General features: G+C 71.7%; 15 protein-coding genes. 12 read left to right on the plus strand and 3 right to left on the minus strand.

Annotation, left to right across the window (positions count from 1 at the left end; translation table 11 throughout):
* The first annotated feature begins 26 nt into the window (after positions 1 to 26).
* Both rbfA and truB read left to right on the plus strand, forming a co-directional pair.
* The gene (gene rbfA, locus JSY14_RS10200; RefSeq protein ID WP_259558843.1) at positions 27 to 542 is read left to right on the plus strand and encodes a 30S ribosome-binding factor RbfA; all 516 of its coding nucleotides are present in this window, start codon (positions 27 to 29) and stop codon (positions 540 to 542) included.
* The gene (truB, locus tag JSY14_RS10205; protein WP_259558845.1) at positions 539 to 1531 is read left to right on the plus strand and encodes a tRNA pseudouridine(55) synthase TruB; all 993 of its coding nucleotides are present in this window, start codon (positions 539 to 541) and stop codon (positions 1529 to 1531) included. The genes rbfA and truB overlap by 4 nt, the downstream gene beginning before the upstream one ends.
* Before the next feature lie 302 nt (positions 1532 to 1833).
* On the opposite strand, the gene JSY14_RS10210 is transcribed toward truB, so the two are convergent.
* Positions 1834 to 3429: a L,D-transpeptidase family protein gene (locus tag JSY14_RS10210; RefSeq protein WP_259558846.1), complete on the minus strand. Its 1596-nt coding sequence runs from the start codon at positions 3427 to 3429 to the stop codon at positions 1834 to 1836.
* A 214-nt stretch (positions 3430 to 3643) separates the two neighbouring features.
* Here JSY14_RS10210 and JSY14_RS10215 point away from each other — a divergent pair, with 214 nt between their 5' ends.
* The 6 genes from JSY14_RS10215 to JSY14_RS10240 all read left to right on the plus strand — a co-directional run bounded on the left by JSY14_RS10215 (position 3644) and on the right by JSY14_RS10240 (position 10301).
* Positions 3644 to 4696 carry a bifunctional riboflavin kinase/FAD synthetase gene (locus tag JSY14_RS10215; RefSeq protein WP_259558848.1) on the plus strand — a complete coding sequence of 351 codons (1053 nt, stop codon included), beginning with the start codon at positions 3644 to 3646 and terminating at the stop codon, positions 4694 to 4696.
* A gap of 119 nt (positions 4697 to 4815) precedes the next feature.
* Positions 4816 to 5085, plus strand: a complete 270-nt coding sequence (gene rpsO, locus JSY14_RS10220) for a 30S ribosomal protein S15 (protein ID WP_259558850.1) — start codon at positions 4816 to 4818, stop codon at positions 5083 to 5085.
* Between the two features lie 196 nt (positions 5086 to 5281).
* On the plus strand, positions 5282 to 7561 hold the full coding sequence (locus tag JSY14_RS10225) for a polyribonucleotide nucleotidyltransferase (RefSeq protein WP_259558851.1): 2280 nt from the start codon (positions 5282 to 5284) through the stop codon (positions 7559 to 7561).
* 104 nt (positions 7562 to 7665) lie between these two features.
* The gene (locus JSY14_RS10230; protein WP_259558853.1) at positions 7666 to 9015 is read left to right on the plus strand and encodes a M16 family metallopeptidase; all 1350 of its coding nucleotides are present in this window, start codon (positions 7666 to 7668) and stop codon (positions 9013 to 9015) included.
* A 25-nt stretch (positions 9016 to 9040) separates the two neighbouring features.
* On the plus strand, positions 9041 to 9853 hold the full coding sequence (gene dapB / locus JSY14_RS10235; RefSeq protein ID WP_259558854.1) for a 4-hydroxy-tetrahydrodipicolinate reductase: 813 nt from the start codon (positions 9041 to 9043) through the stop codon (positions 9851 to 9853).
* Between the two features lies 1 nt (position 9854).
* Entirely contained in the window at positions 9855 to 10301 is a 447-nt protein-coding gene (locus JSY14_RS10240; protein WP_259558855.1) for a tetratricopeptide repeat protein, read from the plus strand.
* A 19-nt stretch (positions 10302 to 10320) separates the two neighbouring features.
* Here the strand turns inward: JSY14_RS10240 and JSY14_RS10245 are convergent, their stop codons facing one another.
* Positions 10321 to 10635 (minus strand): AzlD domain-containing protein, encoded by a 315-nt coding sequence (locus JSY14_RS10245; protein WP_259558857.1) that lies wholly within the window; start codon positions 10633 to 10635, stop codon positions 10321 to 10323.
* Positions 10632 to 11459, minus strand: coding sequence for an AzlC family ABC transporter permease (locus tag JSY14_RS10250; RefSeq protein WP_259558859.1), 828 nt, complete (start codon positions 11457 to 11459; stop codon positions 10632 to 10634). Before JSY14_RS10250 ends, JSY14_RS10245 begins: the two co-directional genes overlap by 4 nt.
* Before the next feature lie 84 nt (positions 11460 to 11543).
* On the opposite strand from JSY14_RS10250, the gene JSY14_RS10255 reads away from it, so the two are divergent.
* From JSY14_RS10255 to JSY14_RS10270, 4 genes are all read left to right on the plus strand, one after another.
* Positions 11544 to 12236 (plus strand): HAD-IA family hydrolase, encoded by a 693-nt coding sequence (locus tag JSY14_RS10255; RefSeq protein WP_259558860.1) that lies wholly within the window; start codon positions 11544 to 11546, stop codon positions 12234 to 12236.
* Between the two features lie 73 nt (positions 12237 to 12309).
* Positions 12310 to 13029, plus strand: coding sequence for an FAD-dependent thymidylate synthase (thyX, locus tag JSY14_RS10260; protein WP_259558861.1), 720 nt, complete (start codon positions 12310 to 12312; stop codon positions 13027 to 13029).
* A 43-nt stretch (positions 13030 to 13072) separates the two neighbouring features.
* Complete coding sequence (dapA, locus tag JSY14_RS10265; RefSeq protein WP_259558862.1) at positions 13073 to 14002, plus strand: 4-hydroxy-tetrahydrodipicolinate synthase; 930 nt, start codon at positions 13073 to 13075, stop codon at positions 14000 to 14002.
* Positions 13999 to 15693, plus strand: coding sequence for a ribonuclease J (locus JSY14_RS10270; RefSeq protein ID WP_259558863.1), 1695 nt, complete (start codon positions 13999 to 14001; stop codon positions 15691 to 15693). The genes dapA and JSY14_RS10270 overlap by 4 nt, the downstream gene beginning before the upstream one ends.
* Positions 15694 to 15707: the final 14 nt, after the last annotated feature.

A 15707-nucleotide genomic window follows, 5' to 3' on the forward strand; every position in this document is an offset into this window, starting at 1 on the left:
CCCGGATTCCCCTGGAAGGACTTCGCATGAGCGACAACCCCCGCGCCCGCCGCCTCGCCGATCGCATCCAGCAGATCGTCGCGACGCAGCTCGACACCCGCGTGAAGGACCCGCGGCTCGGCTTCGTGACCATCACCGACGTCCGGGTCAGCGGCGATCTCCAGCACGCCACCGTGTTTTACACCGTCTTCGGCAGCGATGAGGAGCGGGAGGGCACCGCCGCCGCGCTGAAGAGCGCCACGGGGATGCTGCGCAGTGAGGTCGGGCGTCAGACCGGTGTCCGCCTCACCCCGACCCTCGAGTTCATTCCCGACGCTCTGCCGGAGAGTGCCCGCACCATCGAGGACCTGCTGGTGGAGGCCCGTCACCGCGACGCGGAACTCGCCCGGCAGCAGGAGGGCGCCCGCTACGCCGGGGACGCCGACCCGTACCGCCGCCCCCGCGATGAGGAGGACCTCGAGGACGTCGAGGACATCGACGGCGACGAGGAACTCGACGGCGACGCCATCGAGGGCGACGATCCCTCCCGCGGCGGCCGGTGAGCCGACCCGATCCCACGGCCGGCCCCCACGGGGTGCTGCTGGTCGACAAGGCTCCCGACCGCACCAGCCACGACGTCGTCGCGCGGGTGCGGTGGCTGCTGGGCACCCGTAAGGTCGGCCACGCCGGAACCCTCGACCCCATGGCCACGGGCGTGCTGGTGCTGGGGGTCGGGCAGGGCACCCGGCTGCTGACCCACCTGGTGGGCCTCGACAAGACCTACCTCGCCACGATCCGTCTGGGACAGGCCACCACCACCGACGACCGGGAGGGTGAACCTCTCGGGCCCGTGCTGCCGGTGACAGACCTGAGCGCCGAGACCCTCGAGGCGGCGCTGGCGCCGCTGCGCGGAGACGTGCAGCAGGTGCCCTCCACCGTCAGCGCCATCAAGATCGACGGGCAGCGCGCGTACGCCCGCGTCCGCGCCGGGGAGGACGTGCAGCTGGCTGCGCGGCCCGTGCGGATCAGCGAGCTCACGGTGCTGGAGCGCCGCGACGCTGCTCCGTTCGTCGACCTCGACGTGCGCGTCACCTGCTCCTCCGGGACGTATGTGCGCGCCATTGCCCGCGACCTCGGAACCGCCCTGGGCGTGGGAGGACACCTCACGGCGCTGCGCCGCACCCGCGTCGGCCCCTTCCCCGTGGAGGAGGGCGCGCACATCCCGGCCCGAGGCGAGGGGGACCCTGACCCGTCCACGCTGCCCCTCCTGGGGTTGGGAGCGGTCGCCACCCGCGTGCTGCCCGGGCTCAGCGTGAGCGAGGAGCAGGCAGCAGCCCTCGGCACCGGTCAGCGGATCGAGGTGCGTGGGGTCGAGCGAGGCAGCATCACGCCGCGGGAGGAAGCAGACGGGATGCGATCCGGTGCCGACGAGACCACGGGCGACACCGTTGCGGCGGTGGATACCCACGGCCGTCTCGTCGCGATCATCTCCCGGGAGCGCGGCCGGCGCTTCCGGCCTGTGCTCGTGGTCCCGGAGCCCGCGCGCAGCTGACGGATGGGGCCCCGATGCGTGCCCCTCTCGGTCGCTCCGGGGCATCCCACGCCGACCTCGGTGGGGTCCTCTTCGTCGAGCGGGAGGGAGGGGCGTGATGGGGCCTGGATCCCGCCGTTGTCGTCCTGTTCGAGGGCGGGCTGCGGTGAAAGCTCGGGTGGAGTGGGTGGACAGCGCGACGCGCCCCTCCCGACGAGGGGAGGGGCGCGTCGTCACTCAGTGCGGTGAGCAGGTGGGGAGGAGGGCGCTCCAGCGGTGCCGCGCCCTCACCCGGGTGTGGGACTCCGGCGCGGGGCCGGGTGTCAGCGGTGCGACTCCACCCGGGTGCCCTTGGAGGCCCACTCGTAGAACCACTTGGCGTCCGACACCGGCAGGTTGATGCAGCCGTGGGAGCCCTTGGCCTCGGGCACGCTCGGCCCGAAGGTCTTGCGCCACGGGGCGCCGTGGATGCCGTAGCCGCCCTTGAAGTACTGCACGTAGGGGACGTCCGGCGTGTAGTAGTACCGCGGGTCATCCTCCGCGTAACGGGACGCGTTGGTCATGTCCTGCTTCGTGTAGCGCAGGTAGATCTCGAACGAACCCTCGACGGTCTCGTGCCCGGTGCCGCCATCGACCATCAGCCGCGGCCCGTAGACGATCTTCGACCCCTCGTAGGCGGTGATCGTGTTGGTCGTCAGATTGATGTCGATCCACTTCTCGCCACCGGTCTCCGCCGGAGCGGAGGGCGTCTCCGAGGGGGAGGCCTTCGGAGATGCGGACGGCGAGGGGGAGGCCGACGGGCTCGCCGACGGGCTGGGGCTCGGCGCCGGGGTCGGGGTCGGTGCGGCCGCCTGCGTCACCTTCGCGGGGAGGGTCTTCGCCTCGAACGCCGCCTCCAGCGGGGTGGCGCCGGTCAGGGACGCCACGACCTTGTCGGTGACCGCGGCGGAGTTGGTGATCTCGCGGCCGTCCTTCTTCTCCGCCACGACGGAGACGACCTTGCCGTTGGCGTCGACCTGCTCGATGCCGTCCTTCGGCTTCACGGTGTCCTTGGCGGCGCGTTCCTTCACCCAGGCGGCCACGGCCTCCTTGTCCACGGTCATGTCGAGCGCGTCACCGGCGGCGTTCGGGGCGATGGAGACCCATTCGGCGCGGCGGTCCTTGGAGATGCGGTGGGTGGATCCGTCGGGCCCCGTGATGGCCATCTCCTGCTCCAGCAGGGTGTTGGCCTTGTCGGCGATGGCGGTGGCCTCCTCGTCGGTGATGCGCGGGGCGATCTCGGCGATCTCCTGCGTCACGGAGAAGTCCTGCAGTGCCGGGGCCTGGGCGCGCACCGCGGCGACGAACGCGGACGGGTCCACGCCCTGGCCGGCGCGGCCCGGGGTCACCGACCAGGACTCGGTCTCCTCGTCGTACACGACGGCGGCGTCGACCGGGCGGGTGCGGTCCTCCGGCACCAGACCGGAGGCATAGGCGGCGGTGACCTTCTCGTCCACCGAGACCACGGGGGTGACGACACGCTCACCGCGCCACGTCGCGCCGACGACCTCGCGCACGGAGCCGTCGTGGTTCACCGCGGTGGCCGCGGTCGCGGTCGGGTCGACGGTCACACCGAGGTCGGCCAGCGTGGCCTGACGTTCGGTCCCACCGGCGTCCACGGTGACGGTGACGTCCTTGGCGGTGCGGTCCACGAGGGCGGCGATCTCCTCACCGCTCTTTCCCGACACGTCCTGACCCAGCACGGTGGTGCCTGGCAGAGCGCGGCCGCTGAACTTCTGGGCGTAGGCGAAGGCGCCACCCGTCAGGGACAGGGCGAGGACGGCGAGGATCGCGGCGATCACCAGGGCGAGGCGCTTGCCTCGACCGCGGTGCACGGGGGACGGGCCGTGGAGGGGGCCCGCCGAACTCAGGTTCGACATGCTCTCCGGTCTTCCTGCGACCGGACGCGCGCCGGGGGGTGGCGCGTGCGGGGAGACGTTCTCCCATGGCCGCTGCGGTTCTGGCAGGGTACCGGAGAACCATCGCGGGTGTGAGGGGGCCGCGCCGTGGAACGCATCGCAATCTCCCGGCCGCCGCGCAGGCACCGCCCACCCGCGGGCGCTACAGTGACTGCGCCCCATGCCCTGGGGCCCCATGTCCTCCCGGAAGGAACCCGCCCTGGTGACCCCTGCCCCGATCTGGCACAGCGTGCCCGAGGTGCCCGCGGATCTGGGCGGCACGGCGGTGGCGATCGGCAACTACGACGGCGTCCACCGAGGCCACCAGGAGGTCTTGGGTCTTCTCGCACGCGCCGCCCGTGAGCGCGGTCTGCGGCCCGTGGCCGTCACCTTCCATCCGCATCCGCGCCACGTCATGGGCACCCCCGGAGACCCGCCGCTCCTCACCTCCTATGCGGAACGCGACCGGCTGCTGCTGGAGAACGGAGCGGAGGGCGTCCTCGACCTCCCCTTCACGTGGGAGTTCGCGCAGCACTCGGCCGAGGAGTTCGTCCTCCGGTTCCTGGTGGAGGGGCTCGGCGCCCGCGCCGTCGTGCTGGGACGTGACACGCGGTTCGGTCGGGGGAACGAGGGCGGCTTCGACATGATGCAGGAGCTCGGGCGGCGCCATGGTTTCGACGCGCTCCTGGTGGAGGATGTCGGCCCTGCCCACTGCGACGGCCGCGTGTCATCGTCGATCATCCGCGAGGCACTGCTCAGCGGAGACGTGGCGCGTGCTGAGGAGCTGTTGGGCCGGCCCCATCGGGTGACCGACACCGTCCGCGGTGGCTTCCGTCGCGGTCGCACCATGGGTTTCCCCACCGCGAACCTCGGCCCGGCCCCGGAGGGTCTCGTCCCCGCTGACGGCGTCTATGCCGCCTACCTCACGGTGCTGGAGCAGCACCCGTCGAACGCCGCGGCCCATCCGCCGCTGGAGCGCCGCGCCTGCACCGTCTCCATCGGCACCAACCCCACCTTCCGGGAGAACCCCGACGATCCCGCCCCGCGGATGGTCGAGGCGCATGTGCTCGACGACCTCGACCTCGAGCTCTACGGCGACCTCGTGCGCCTGGAGTTCATCGCCTATCAGCGCCCGACCCTGTGCTTCGACGGGATGGAGGCACTGGTGGAACAGATGCACGAGGACGTGGCTGTGACCCGCCGCACCCTGGCCGAGCGGGCCTCCCGGGCCGGCGCTCCCTCCTGGTAGGTTGGAAAGGCCGTGTGATCGGCCGCGGAGAGCCATGCCCTCGTTCGGGGGTGGCTCGCAGAGAGAGCCCGGGTGAACAGGCCCCGGTGCGCCGCGCAACGACAGAATGAGGAGAGCCAGTGGCCTTCGATTCCGCGACCAAGCAGGACATCATCAAGGAGTTCGGGACGTCCGAGGGCGACACCGGCTCCCCGGAGGTGCAGGTCGCGCTGCTCACGCACCGCATCAAGTACCTCACCGAGCACCTCAAGACCCACAAGCATGACCACCACAGCCGCCGCGGCCTGATGCTGCTGGTCGGCCAGCGGAAGCGTCACCTGAAGTACCTTCAGCAGGTCGACATCGAGCGGTACCGCTCGCTGATCCAGCGTCTGGGTCTGCGCCGCTGAACCCGTCCGCCGCTCGCCCCTCGGGGCGGGCGGCGGTTGTGTGTGGGCGACCGTCCGGCCGTCCACCTCACGTCCCGCCCCGGATCGGGCCCGGTCCTCGGCAGTGACCCGCGGAGCCCCGCGCTCCGAGAGCCACTGGCGATGGCCGTGCAGGACCGGGGCACCCACCCCACCTGACAGGAGAACCCTTATGGCCATGGAAGGCCCTGAGATCACCGCCACCACCGCCGTCATCGACAACGGCTCCTTCGGCCGCCGCGAGGTCCGCTTCGAGACGGGTCGTCTCGCCCAGCAGGCCGCCGGAGCGGTCAGCGTCTACCTGGACGACGACACCATGGTCTTCTCGGCCACCGCGGTGTCGAACCGCCCGAAGGACCAGTTCGACTTCTTCCCCCTCACCGTGGATGTCGAGGAGCGGATGTACGCCGCCGGCCGCATCCCCGGCTCGTTCTTCCGCCGCGAGGGCCGCCCCACCACCGACGCGATTCTCGCCGCCCGCCTCACCGACCGCCCCCTGCGCCCGGCCTTCGTGAAGGGCCTGCGCAACGAGGTCCAGGTCGTGCTGACGGTGATGGCCGTCAACCCGGACGATGCCTACGACGTCGTCGGCATCAACGGCGCCTCCGCCTCCACCCAGATCTCCGGCCTGCCCTTCTCCGGCCCGATCGGCGGCGTGCGCATCGCCCTGATGCCGACCGCCGAGGGTGGCCAGTGGGTCGCCTTCCCGACCTTCTCCCAGCTGGAGGAGGCCGTGTTCTCGATGGTCGTGGCCGGCCGCATCGTCGGTGACGACGTCGCGATCATGATGGTCGAGGCCGAGGCCACCGACCACGCCTGGACGCTGATCACCGAGCAGGGTGCGATCGCCCCGACGGAGGAGGTCGTCGCCGAGGGTCTGGAGGCCGCCAAGGTCTTCATCCGCAGCCTCTGCGAGGCCCAGCAGGAGCTGGCCGCGAAGGCCGCCAAGCCGGTGCGCGAGTTCCCGCTGTTCCTGGACTACCAGGACGACGCCTACGACATCGTCGCGGGTGCCGCCACGGACCGGCTCGCCGAGGTCATGCGCATCGCCGGCAAGCAGGAGCGGGAGACCTCGACCGAGGAGCTGCTGGCCGCGGTCACCGAGGAGCTCGGCGGCGAGGGCAAGGCCCTCGAGGGCCGTGAGAAGGAGATCACCGGGGCGTTCCGCGCTCTGACCAAGAAGGTCGTGCGCCAGCGGATCCTCACCGAGGGCACCCGCATCGACGGCCGCGGACTGCGCGACATCCGTCAGCTGGCCGCCGAGGTCGAGGTGCTGCCGCGCGTGCACGGCTCGGCGCTGTTCGAGCGCGGCGAGACCCAGATCCTGGGTGTCACCACGCTGAACATGCTGAAGATGGAGCAGCAGATCGATTCGCTCACGCCGATCGACAAGAAGCGCTACATCCACCACTACAACTTCCCGCCGTACTCCACCGGTGAGACCGGCCGCGTCGGCTCCCCGAAGCGCCGCGAGATCGGCCACGGCATGCTCGCCGAGCGCGCCATCGTGCCGGTGCTGCCCAGCCGCGAGGAGTTCCCGTACGCGATCCGTCAGGTCTCCGAGGCCCTCGGGTCCAACGGCTCGACCTCGATGGGCTCGGTCTGCGCCTCCACCCTGTCGCTGCTCAACGCCGGTGTGCCGCTGAAGGCGCCGGTGGCGGGCATCGCCATGGGTCTGGTGTCCGACACCGTCGACGGCGAGACCAAGTACGCCGCCCTGACCGACATCCTCGGGGCCGAGGACGCCTTCGGCGACATGGACTTCAAGGTCGCCGGCACCAAGGACTTCGTCACCGCCATCCAGCTCGACACCAAGCTCGACGGCATCCCCGCCTCGGTGCTGGCCGGCGCGCTGTCCCAGGCCCGTGAGGCCCGGCTGCACATCCTCGGCGTCCTCGCCGAGGCGATCGACACCCCGGATGAGATGAGCCCGAACGCCCCGCGCGTCCTGGCCGTGACGATCCCGGTTGACAAGATCGGTGCGGTCATCGGCCCGAAGGGGCAGATCATCAACCAGATCCAGGACGACACCGGCGCCGACATCACCATTGAGGACGACGGCACCGTGTACATCGGCGCCACCGACGGTCCCGCCGCCGAGGCCGCCCGCAGCGCGATCAACGCCATCGCCAACCCGATGGTGCCGGAGGTCGGCGAGCGCTACCTCGGCACCGTCGTGCGGGTCGTGGACTTCGGGACGTTCGTCTCCCTCACCCCGGGCAAGGACGGCCTGCTTCACGTGACGCAGCTGCGCAAGCTCAACGGCGGCAAGCGCGTGGAGAAGGTCGACGACGTCGTGTCCGTCGGCCAGAAGGTCGAGGTCGAGATCCGCGAGATCGACGCCCGCGGCAAGATCAGCCTGGCCGTGCCGGAGGACGAGTCCGCCGCCGCGGAGACCCCGGCAGGGGAGACCGCAACGGCCGCCTCGGTCGAGGACGACGCCCCCACCGCGGAGTGACCCTCCCCGGGCAGTCGCCTCCGCGGTGACCGCCCGCGCACCACATCGCACGCCGCCCCGTCCCGGAATCCCGGGGCGGGGCGGCGTCGTGGGAGAATCGACCGATGCCTCGCGACCTTCCCTTCGATGACCCCCGCAGTGACGTGGTGCTGTCCGCCGATGGCGCCCACGTGGTGCGGCGCAGTGTTCTCCCCGGCGGCGTGCGGCTGCTGACCGAGACCGACGACTCCGTGCGCAGCGCCAGCATCGGACTGTGGCTGCCGGTGGGATCACGCGATGAGGCGCCCGAGCATGCCGGCAGCACCCATGTGTTGGAGCATCTGCTGTTCAAGGGGACGCAGCGGCGCACGGCCCTGGACATCGCCACCGTCTTCGATGAGATCGGCGGGGAGTCCAACGCGGTCACGGCCAAGGAGCACACCTTCTACTACGGCCGGGTGCGCAGCGCCGACGTACCGCTCGCCGTCGACGTCCTCACCGACATGGTCACCTCCTCCACCCTCACGGCAGAGCACCTCGCCACCGAACGCGAGGTCATCCTGGAGGAGCTGGCGATGGCGGAGGACGACCCCACCGATGTCGGCTACGAGACGTTCCTGGCGCGGGTGCTCGGCCCCGACACCCCCCTGGGGCGGCCCGTCGGCGGCACCCCCGCGACGGTCTCCGCCCTCACCGCCGAGGACGTGCGCGCCCACTACGAGCGCCACTACCGGCCCGACAACCTCGTCGTGACCGCCGTCGGCGACGTCGACCACGAGCAGCTGCGCGCGATGCTGCTGGAGGGGTTGCGCGCCGGTGGGTGGGAGCTGGAGGAGGGCCGCCTGCCCGCGGCGCATCCGCTGACCCGCCCCGCCCAGCCGCACGGCCTGGCCGACGTCACCGAGCTCACCGCGCACGTGCTGCACCGCGACACCGAGCAGACGCACATCTACCTCGGTGGGCCGGGTCTGCCGGCCACCAGCGAGGACCGCCACGCCCTCGGGGTGCTGATGTCGATCCTCGGCGGCGGCATGAGCTCGCGCCTGTTCCAGCATGTGCGGGAGGAGCGGGGCCTGGCATACAGCGTCTACTCCTTCACCGCCGGGTACCGGGAGAGCGGCCTGTTCGGCATGTACGCCGCCTGTCGCCCCAAGAGCACCGCCCAGGTGGTGGAGCTGCTCGGTGAGGGACTCGCCCAGATGGGCCGGCACGGGGTCACCGAGGCGGAGATGCGCCGCGCCCTGGGGCAGATCACCGGATCGCTGGCACTGGGCCTGGAGGACACCAGTTCCCGCATGGGCCGCCTCGGCACCGCCGAACTGGTCCACGGCCGCTACTCCACCGTCGATGAGACCATCGCCGCGATCGCCGCGGTCACGCGTGACCAGGTGCAGGAGCTTGCCGAGCGCCTCGCCGGCCGTTTCACCACCCGGGTGGACGTCGGCCCGCAGGCGACGGACCCCGAGGCCCGCTGAGGCCTCCGCGTTAGAAAGGATCCCCATGACCGACAGCCTCTCCGCCCCCCGCCCCGCTGAGGACCAGGAACCCGGAACCGCCGGTGGCAGCCCGCTGCGGGTGGCCGTGCTCGGCGCCCGCGGCCGCATGGGCAGTGCCGCCTGCCGGGCGATCGAGACCGCTGAGGATCTCGACCTCGTCGCGCGCATCGGCCACGGGGATGACCTCTCCGCCCTCACCGAGGCCGACGCCCAGGTGGCGGTGGACCTCACCGTGCCGGACGCCGCCCTCGACAACGTGCTCTGGGCGATCGACCACGACATCCACGTCGTCGTCGGCACCACCGGATGGACCGAGGAGCGGCTGCAGCAGGTCAGCACCGCCCTCGAGGACCACCCGCAGGTGGGAGTGCTGATCGCGCCGAACTTCGCCATCGGTGCGGTGCTGGCGATGCGCTTCGCGGAGATCGCCGCCCGCTACTACGAGAGCGCCGAGATCATCGAACTGCATCACCCCGACAAGCTCGACGCCCCCTCCGGCACCGCCCGGCACACCGCCGCCGCGATCGCCCGCGGTCGGGCGGAGGCCGGGCTCGGGCCGGTGCCCGACGCCACCCGGCAGGACCCGGAAGGTGCCCGGGGTGCCGTGCTCGACGGCATTCACGTGCATGCGGTGCGGCTGCGGGGTCTCACCGCCCACGAGGAGGTCGTCTTCGGCGGGGAGGGTGAGCAGTTCACCCTGCGCCACGACTCCTTCGACCGGGTGAGCTTCATGCCCGGGGTGCTGCTGGGGGTGCGGGAGGTCGGCTCCTGGCCGGGATTGACCATCGGCCTCGATCAGTACATGGACCTCGGCTGAGGTGCGCGGCACCCTGCTGGTGGCGGGTCTGGTCCTCGTCACCGCCGCCTACTGCTGGGGCCTCGGCTGGATCGCCTGGGGGTTCTGGCGCGCCGGGGGAGTGGTCGGAGGGGGCCTCGCCCTCGCGACCCTGCTGTTCCTGCTGCTGAGCGTGTGGGTGACATGGCGGGAGGTGCGGTTCGGGCTCGCCTCCGCGCATCTGGTGGCGGCGGTGCCGGTGGATCATGCGGCCGGTCGGGGCGGTCTGCGGCACGATCTGCCGCGGCCGCAGCGTCAGGAGCTCGCCCGACAGGAGTTCGACCGGGCGCGGGAGGTCGCCGCGGGGCCCGACGCCACCTGGCCGGACTGGGTGCGGCTGGCCCGCGCCTACGACGATCTGGGGGACCGTCGCCACGCCCGCGAGGCCATGCGCCGCGCCATCGCGCTCGAGCGCACGGCACGCCGCTGACCGCCGCGTGACCCGCGGTTCAGCCCAGCCCGAGGGCCCAGGCAGCCGCGGCGGTCAGGGCCGCGGTGATCACCACCACCAGGAACGGCGCCCGGCGCCACAGAAGAACCGCCGCGACCGCCAGGGCGAGCAGCCGGGCATCCGCCACCACCAGCGGCCCCGCCGTGGCGGTCTGCACCGCCACCAGTGCCCCCAGCAGCGCCAGCGGCAGCAACGTCGTGATCCGCGCGACCACCGGGCGCTCCAGCAGAGAGGCGGGCACCTGATAGCCGATCCACTTCTGCAGGAACGACGCCACCGACACCACGATCACCGCCACCCACAGCGCACTCATGCCGCCCCCTCCGTCGCAGACCGGGACCCGGTGGCGCGGCGGCCCAGCAGCAGCCCGGCGGCGACCCCGGCCCCACCGGCGGCAAGCACGGGAAGGCCTGCGGGCAGCATCGGCGTCACCAGCAGCGCCACGAACGCGGCGGCCACCGCCACCGCCACGGCGTCACGGGAGACGAGTCGCGGCCAGAGGAGCGCGAGGAACGCGGCCGCCGCTGCGGCATCCAGACCCCAGGCAGCGGGATCCGCGATCGCCTGCCCCGCGAGGGCCCCGAGCAGGGAGAACAGCGCCCAGAACACCCAGACCGCCACCCCGGCGGCCCAGAACCCGGCCCGCTGCTCCCGGGGGGTGCGGCCACTGAGAGCGGTGGCGGTGGACTCGTCGATCGTCAGCTGCGCGGCGAGTGCCCGCAGCGCCGGGCGGCGGGGCATCACCCGGGACATCACCACCCCGTAGACGGTGTTGCGCAGACCCAGCAGCAGCGTCGCCACCACCGCGCCGACCTCCGACCCGCCAGCGCCGACCACCCCGGCGAAGGCGAACTGTCCGCCACCGGTGAACATCACCATCGACAACACCATGGCCTGCGCGAGGTCCAGACCGGAGGCGGTGGCGAGGGCACCGAAGGAGATGCCGTACAGGCCCGTCGCGAGACCGACGGACAGTCCGCGGTGCCGGATCGCCCGCAGGCCCTCCTGCTGCGAGGCATCCGCGTTCCCCCCGCCCGCGACGCCGGAGCGGGAGGTGACTGCCTCGTCGGCCTCGTCGGCCGCATCATGCCCGGCGGGGGATGAGGTGGCGGAGCGGGGCGGCACGGCGGGGGACACGCCCCCATGCTAGGGATTCGCGTCCGGCGCCCGTCGGGCCGCCCGATGCGCGGGCCACCCCCACGACGTGAGAGCGTAGGCGCCATGACGTCTGTCTCCGGAGCCCTCGACCTCACCGCCGCCGCTCTGCTGCTCGACATGGACGGCACCCTCGTCGACTCCGGGGATGCGGTGGTGCGGTCGTGGAACCGACTGTTCCAGGAACTCGGAAGCGCCGAGCGCTTCGACCATCGCTTCCACGGCACCCCCGCCCGGGGCGTGCTGCGGCGGGTGTTCCCCGACATGGACGACGCCGAGATGCAGTGGGCCTTCACCCGCATCGAGGATCTCGAGGTCGCCGACGTCGACGAGGTCCACGCCCTGCCCGGCACGGAGGACCTCCTCGCCGCACTCGATGCCGCAGCGCGGGACCTCGATCGCCCCACCTGGACCATCGTCACCTCCTGCACGCAGCGACTCTTCGCGGCCCGGTGGGCCCGCACGGGCCTGCCCGTCCCCGACGGGTTGATCACCGCCGACGAGGTGCACCGCGGCAAACCCGACCCGGAGCCGTACCTGCGCGGTGCCGCCGCGGTCGGCATCGCTCCCGAGCACTGCCTGGTGGTGGAGGACTCCGTCGGCGGGCTCGAGGCGGGCCGCGGTGCCGGCTGCCGCACCCTCGCCATCACCACCACCACCCCGGCCGAGGCCCTCGCGCCGGGGGCCGATGCGGTGATCGACTCCCTCGTGGGCCTGCGCGTGAGCGTCGAGGACGACCACCTACGACTGCTTCGGTGAGGAGCACCGACAGGTCGTGGATCCCGGCCGGTCGCACCGGTCCGGGGACGATCGCCTGCACTAGTCTGGGTGCATGAACGACATCGTGTTCCGGTCCGACGTGACCGTGGAACTGGTCCGGTCCGCCGCCCGGGACGGCGACGTCGTCTTCGCCGCGCGTGTCTCCACCGTCGGAGAGCAGTCCCTCGCGGCCGCGGGGCAGGACGCCTCCGAGCGCGACGCCGGGCTCATCCGGTACCTCATGCGGGACCGCCACGGCAGCCCCTTCGAGCACAACTCGTTCACCTTCTACGTCGAGGCGCCGATCTTCGTCTTCCGTGAGTTCATGCGCCACCGCATCGCCTCCTACAACGAGGAGTCCGGCCGGTACCGCGAGATGCGGCCGGTGTTCTTCGTGCCGGCGCGCGAGCGGAACCTGGTGCAGGTCGGCAAGCCCGGCGCCTACCAGTTCCAGCCCGGCAGCGACGAGCAATACGAACTGGTCGACCAGCAGGTGCGCGAGCAGTCCGCGAGCGCCTACGCCGCCTATCGGCGGATGCTCGAGGCGGGGGTCGCCCGGGAGGTCGCCCGGTCCGTGCTGCCGCTGAACCTGTTCTCCTCGATGTACGTCACGGTCAACGCCCGTTCCCTGATGAACTTCCTCTCCCTGCGCACCAGCCGGGAGTCGTCCCGCTTCCCGTCGTTCCCGCAGCGGGAGATCGAGATGGTCGCCGAGAAGATGGAGGCCCTCTTCGCGGAGGCGATGCCGCTGACCCACCAGGCCTTCGAGGACGGCGGCCGCGTCGCCCCGTGAGCCGCTCCTCATCCGCCCCACACCTCCACCCCCAGGAGCCCGCATGAGTCTTCCCGCCACCGCGCCCTTCGGCACCGTCGGCACCGCCATGGTCACCCCCTTCACCCCCGACGGCTCCGCCGTGGACCTCGAGGCCGCCGCGCGGGTCGCCGAGCACCTGGTGGACAACGGGCACGACCTGGTCGTCGTCAACGGCACCACCGGGGAGTCGCCGACCACCTCCGACGAGGAGAAGCTCGCGACGGTGCGGGCCGTGGTCGAGGCCATCGGGGGCCGTGCCCGGATCGTCGCCGGGGTGGGCACCAACGACACCCGCCACAGCATCGATCTGGCGCGCGCCCACGCCGGCCTCGGCATCGACGGACTGCTGGTCGTCACCCCGTACTACTCCAAGCCCGGGCAGGCCGGTGTCATCGCGCACACGACCGCTGTCGCCGACGCCACCGATCTGCCGCTCATGCTGTACGACATCCCGGGCCGCTCCGGGATGCCGCTGACCGCCGACACCCTGCAGCGGCTCGCCGAGCACCCCCGCATCGTCGCCGTGAAGGACGCCAAGGCGGACCTCGCCGAGGCTACCGCCGTGATGGCCGCGACCGGCCTGGCGTACTACTCCGGGGAGGACGCCCTGAACCTGCCGTGGCTCGCGATCGGCGCCTGCGGTGTGGTGTCGGTCGTCGGTCACGTCACCGGGCGTCTGCACCGTCGCTTGATCGACGCCGTCGCCGCCGGGGACCTCGACACCGCCCGTGACCTGCACCGTCGTCTGGCCCCGGTGGTCGACGCGATCATGGCGCACGCGCCCGGCGCGGTCGTCGCCAAGCATGCCCTGGTCCAGCGCGGGGTGCTCTCGCATGCCGCGGTCCGCCTGCCGCTGGTGCCCGCCGAGCGCGACGTCCTGGAGCGCCTGGAGCGCGCCCTGGCCGCCGAGGCCGACATCGATCCCACCCATCCCACTGAGGGGACCCGTTGACCACTGTCTTCACCGACCGCCTGAACCAGCCGCCGAAACTCAAGAAGGACGCCCTGCGGGTCATCCCGCTGGGCGGCCTCGGCGACGTCGGCCGCAACATGTCCGTGCTCGAATACGGCGGGCGGCTGCTCGTCATCGACTGCGGCGTGCTGTTCCCCGAGGAGTCGCAGCCCGGTGTCGATCTGATCCTCCCGGATTTCGACCACATCGCCGAGCGTCTGGGCGATGTCGCCGCCATCGTGCTGACCCACGGCCATGAGGACCACATCGGCGCCGTGCCGTACCTGCTGCGTCTCAAGCCCGACATCCCGCTGGTCGGCAGCCAGCTGACCCTCGCTCTGGTCGAGGCGAAGCTGCGAGAGCACCGCATCACCCCCTACACCCTGGCGGTGAAAGAGGGGCAGACCGAGCAGTTCGGCCCCTTCGCCTGCGAGTTCGTCGCCGTGAACCACTCCATCCCCGACGCCCTCGCGGTGTACGTGGAGACTCCCGCCGGCAGCGTGCTGCACACCGGCGACTTCAAGATGGACCAGCTGCCGCTGGACGGCCGCATCACCGACCTGCGCGCCTTCGCCCGCCTCGGCGAGAAGGGCGTCGACCTGTTCATGGTCGACTCCACCAACGCGGAGGTCCCCGGTTTCACCACCGGTGAGCAGGAGATCGGCCCGGTGATCGATGCGATCTTCGGCCGTGCACGGCAGAAGATCGTGGTGGCGTCGTTCTCCAGCCACGTCCACCGCGTGCAGCAGGTGCTCGACGCCGCCGCGCGCCACGACCGGAAGGTCGCCTTCGTCGGCCGTTCCATGGTCCGCAACATGGGCATCGCCGCGGAGATGGGGTACCTGCACGTGCCCGACGGCGTGCTCATCGACGTCAAGCAGATCAACGACATCCCCGACGACCGCATGGTGCTCATGTGCACCGGCAGCCAGGGGGAGCCGATGGCCGCCCTCGGCCGCATCGCCAACCGCGACCACCGCGTCAGCGTCGGCCCCGGGGACGTCGTGATCCTCGCCAGCTCCCTCATCCCCGGCAACGAGAACGCCGTGTTCCGGGTGGTCAACGGGCTGATGGCGCTCGGCGCCGAGGTGATCCACAAGGGCAACGCGAAGGTCCACACCTCCGGTCATGCGAGCGCCGGGGAGCTGCTGTACTGCTACAACATCGTGCGGCCGAAGAACGTCATGCCGGTGCACGGCGAGATCCGCCACCTCATCGCCAACGGTCGCGTGGCGCAGTCCACCGGCATCCCCGCCGAGCGGATCGTCCTGGCCCGCGACGGCCAGGTCGTCGACCTGCGCGACGGTGAGGCCCGCGTGGTGGGGGAGATCCCCAACGGATACGTGTACGTGGACGGCTCCAGCGTCGGGGAGATCTCCGAGGCCGACCTCAAGGACCGGCGTGTGCTCGGGGACGAGGGCTTCATCTCGATCTTCGCGGTGGTGAACTCCGAGACCGGCGCCCTCATCGCCGGGCCGGAGATCCACGCCCGCGGTGTCGCCGAGGACGACTCCGTGTTCGAGAAGCTCCGCCCGGATATCGTCGCCGCGTTGGAGAAGGCCGTCGCCGACCAGGCCGATCGACGCGACACCTACCAGTTGCAGCAGGTCATGCGGCGCGTCGTCGGTCGCTATGCCTCGCAGCGCCTGCGCCGCCGCCCGATGATCATGCCGGTGGTCGTCGAGGTCTGAGCCGGTCCCGCGCC

It is taken from the genome of Brachybacterium sillae, assembly GCF_025028335.1.
In the GTDB taxonomy this organism is placed as follows: domain Bacteria; phylum Actinomycetota; class Actinomycetes; order Actinomycetales; family Dermabacteraceae; genus Brachybacterium; species Brachybacterium sillae.